This window comes from Bradyrhizobium liaoningense (genome assembly GCF_018130955.1).
In the GTDB taxonomy this organism is placed as follows: domain Bacteria; phylum Pseudomonadota; class Alphaproteobacteria; order Rhizobiales; family Xanthobacteraceae; genus Bradyrhizobium; species Bradyrhizobium liaoningense_C.
Map to the genome: position 1 here is coordinate 1 of NZ_JAFCJM010000134.1, position 3,155 is coordinate 3,155.

Below are 3,155 nucleotides of genomic sequence, written 5' to 3' on the forward strand. Positions count from 1 at the left end.
CAGATCGAGAGCAGTGTCGATCTTCCGCACTAGATGATCTTCGGGAACCGCGTCGCTGAGATGAAACTCGTAGAACAGTTGACCTTGGTCACTCTTCAGACGGCCCATCATGGATCGACCTCGTCGCGATTCGCGTCAACACAACGGAATCACGCTTGCCGGCTCGCCTCAACCGACTTTTGCAACAAAATCGGCCATTTGCGGAACATGCGCCGCAGGAGGGATGAAGCGCGCTATTCGATCACCTCGTCGGCGACAGTCAACAAGCTCACCGGAAATTCCAGCCCAAGCGATTTTGCCGTTGTTCGATTGAGCACCAGCTCGAATTTGGTTTGCAGGTAAAACGGGATGTCAGCCGGTTTTGCGCCTTTCATGACTTGATCTGTCATATCGGCAAGACGACGCATGGCGTCCCCAAGGTCACTGCCGTAACTCAGGAGGCCGCCGACATCGACGAATTCGCGATGAGGGTAAACTGCAGGCAGACGGTGTTTGGCGGCGAGATCAGCGATCAGTTGGCGGTTTGTAAGGTGCTCGCCATGATGTGAAACCATGAGACCATCAACGCGGTCTGCTTCCATTTCATCGAACACCCGCTCATACGCTGATCGGTCGAGCTTCTCGCTGAGCAATGCAGCGGCAATCCGAATATCAACCCGGCCTGCGGCTTCCCGGAGTGGTGCAAGTCCCTTTTCCCAAAACATCATCGCAGATGCAGGAAGGAGCAGCCGCACATTGCGCAGGTTTCGCGCCGACTCGCTAAGGAATTGCAGGCGCTTGTCGTATACTCCCAATCCTGCATCAACACTCACTCCAGTGACATTTCCCTCCGGTCTGGCCAGGTTCGTCACAAGTCCACCTGCGACCGGATCACCGCCGGCAAATAGTATCGGAATTGTGGTGGTTAGGAGCTTCAACTGGCGTGCAAGCGGGCCGCCAAGCGAGATGATCAAATCAGGATGACTGGCAACGACTGTGCGAGCCACGTCTCCAAAGTGTTCGGACTGACCGAGCGCCGAATACCGGTCCACGAGCAGGTTTTGCCCTTCGACATAGCCGAGCCTCTTCAACTCCCCAAAATAGGCTTTGAACGACAGGCGACCGTTGATGGTCATTCCCTCGGGCTTTTCTGCGCTATGGACAATCGCGATGCGCTTTATGCCTCGCGACCGAGCATCGGTCTGAGCGTAAACAGGCTTTGCGAAGCTCAGGGCTGCGGTGATCGCCGTACCCGCTATGAACTCCCGCCGTCGCATGTGACCTCCAAGGATCACGCCGGGCGCGAACACTCTAGCACTTTGTCATGAGACGCGTACGTGCCACCAAACTGGCAGCAGCTCAGGTCTTAAGTATCAGCCACCTGCCCTTGACCATAAGAGATCATCGCCGAGATAGGGCAGAGTTGTTGTCGCTCGCGAGAGCCTGAACCAAGATCAAGTTGATGAAGACAAAACTCTATCGAGATTGCATTGGGGTTCGCTCCCCAAACGTCGCTCGAATACATGCCTCTTGGATATTTCACATCATGATGGAGGTAGCACCATGCCGATCGTGCAATTCACTCGTTTCAAAACCGACAAGCCCGAGGAAATGACCCAGGTTGTCAGGCGGGCGAAGAAAATCTTCGAAAAACACGGCGCTGAATTTCTTCGGCTGTCCCGTTTCCACACCGGTCATTGGGCAGGAGAGTTGCTGGTTGCGACGCGCTACGCCAATTGGGAAGTCTACGGCAAAGTGCAGGAGGCCGCGGCAAACGACCCCGAGTTCGCGCAGGTGATGGCTGATGCACTGAAGATTGCACAACTACAGGGCCGTAACATCGCTGTTGGCATCGATCTCTAGACGGGCGTCGCCCGGCGAACCACGTCAAGCGCAAAGGCCGCCGGACAAATGCCGGCGGCCTTTCTCAATTTCGACCGATTGCACTCGTAGTTGCGTTACTCTGCGCCCGGCTAACAAACCGCCCATGTATTCGAGGCGCAAGACCCTGCCAAGCGTACATTGTGATGATCGCTTATCGTACGGCCATTCCGGCCCTTTGCAGGCCATCGTAGATGCGCTCGCGCAATGCCAGATAGGCCGGATGTTCCGAGTAGACCATGCCTCGCCAGCCGCGACGGTCTTGATGCACGCATCCGGCAGCGAGAGATAGCGCGCCAATTGCTCACGCGCTTCCGCATCCTTTCCCGTCAGCGCAAGGGCCGCGACGAGATACCCCGACGCGGCCGGGAATTCCGGATTGTTGGCGACGGCCTGCCGAAGACAGGCGACCGCGAGATCATCCTCGCCGAGCATGATATGCGCCAATCCCTCCTGGGTGTGAAACACGTAGAGATAGAGATCCGGCGGGCTGAGGCGCTTGACCTTTCTCGCATGGTCAATCGCATTCCCGGGCAACCCGAGCATGATGTTCGCCTGGCACAAGACAAGATAGCTCGGGATGAAACCGGGGTTCAGCCGCAGGCTCCTCGCGGCCTCGATCAGCGCTTCCTCGGCGCGCTTCTCCGCAACGAGCAGGCGCGCCCTGGCATGATGCGCATGATAGGAATTTGGGCCGGTGCCGGAACGGTCCTACAATATTCGCATCAACCTCGCCATTGCACGCTACTTGCCATCGTTGGCGGAGGCTGCCGCGCGTGTGTTTTCGCTTGGCAGTGAAATGAAATAGAGGCTGTTCGAGGTCGCAAGTTTCCAGGACGTGGAGATCACCACGGAAACCAGGATTTTCACGCTGCCTTCCTTTGACGCTTACTTCGAGCCTTTCGAGCAAGGTGGGGGGTCGCCTGGACAGGCATTCATCTCGCTGCCTGAGGCAGCCCGCCACGCCGTGCGCGAGCAACTCCGGCGCGATCTCGGCGACGCCGGCGGACTGATCGAGGTCGAAGTGGAGTACAGATTTGCGAGCGGACGGCGATAACCGGCGGACACCGGCGCCGGCCACACGCGGAGTAGCGTCGATCAAAGGGTATTCTTGTATACCCGCCCATCCTTCATGATGACCTTGAAGTTCTTGGCGGGGTCGGCGATCAGGTTGATATTCTCCAGTGGATTGCCGTCAACCAGCAGCAGATCGGCTAGCTTTGGTCTCTCAGGAGGTTGTCCATCTGGTCTGAACCGAGGAAGCTGAGGTTGCGAAGCTTCAGTGTTCCAGGGAG

Annotated in this window: 5 protein-coding genes; 2 read left to right on the forward strand and 3 right to left on the reverse strand. The window is 57.4% G+C overall.

The window, feature by feature from the left end; genetic code table 11:
- Positions 1 to 233 precede the first annotated feature (233 nt).
- Positions 234 to 1,256 carry an ABC transporter substrate-binding protein gene (locus JQ632_RS38955; protein ID WP_212408019.1) on the reverse strand — a complete coding sequence of 341 codons (1,023 nt, stop codon included), beginning with the start codon at positions 1,254 to 1,256 and terminating at the stop codon, positions 234 to 236.
- A gap of 286 nt (positions 1,257 to 1,542) precedes the next feature.
- Between JQ632_RS38955 and JQ632_RS38960 the strand changes: the two genes are divergently transcribed.
- Entirely contained in the window at positions 1,543 to 1,842 is a 300-nt protein-coding gene (locus tag JQ632_RS38960) for a hypothetical protein (protein WP_212408020.1), read from the forward strand.
- A gap of 24 nt (positions 1,843 to 1,866) precedes the next feature.
- Here the strand turns inward: JQ632_RS38960 and JQ632_RS38965 are convergent, their stop codons facing one another.
- The gene (locus tag JQ632_RS38965; protein WP_212408021.1) at positions 1,867 to 2,406 is read right to left on the reverse strand and encodes a hypothetical protein; all 540 of its coding nucleotides are present in this window, start codon (positions 2,404 to 2,406) and stop codon (positions 1,867 to 1,869) included.
- A 292-nt stretch (positions 2,407 to 2,698) separates the two neighbouring features.
- Here JQ632_RS38965 and JQ632_RS38970 point away from each other — a divergent pair, with 292 nt between their 5' ends.
- Positions 2,699 to 2,917: a hypothetical protein gene (locus JQ632_RS38970; RefSeq protein ID WP_212408022.1), complete on the forward strand. Its 219-nt coding sequence runs from the start codon at positions 2,699 to 2,701 to the stop codon at positions 2,915 to 2,917.
- A 41-nt stretch (positions 2,918 to 2,958) separates the two neighbouring features.
- Here JQ632_RS38970 and JQ632_RS39970 read toward each other — a convergent pair.
- The coding region (locus JQ632_RS39970; protein WP_409363546.1) for a hypothetical protein at positions 2,959 to 3,155 on the reverse strand (197 nt) is incomplete at its 5' end.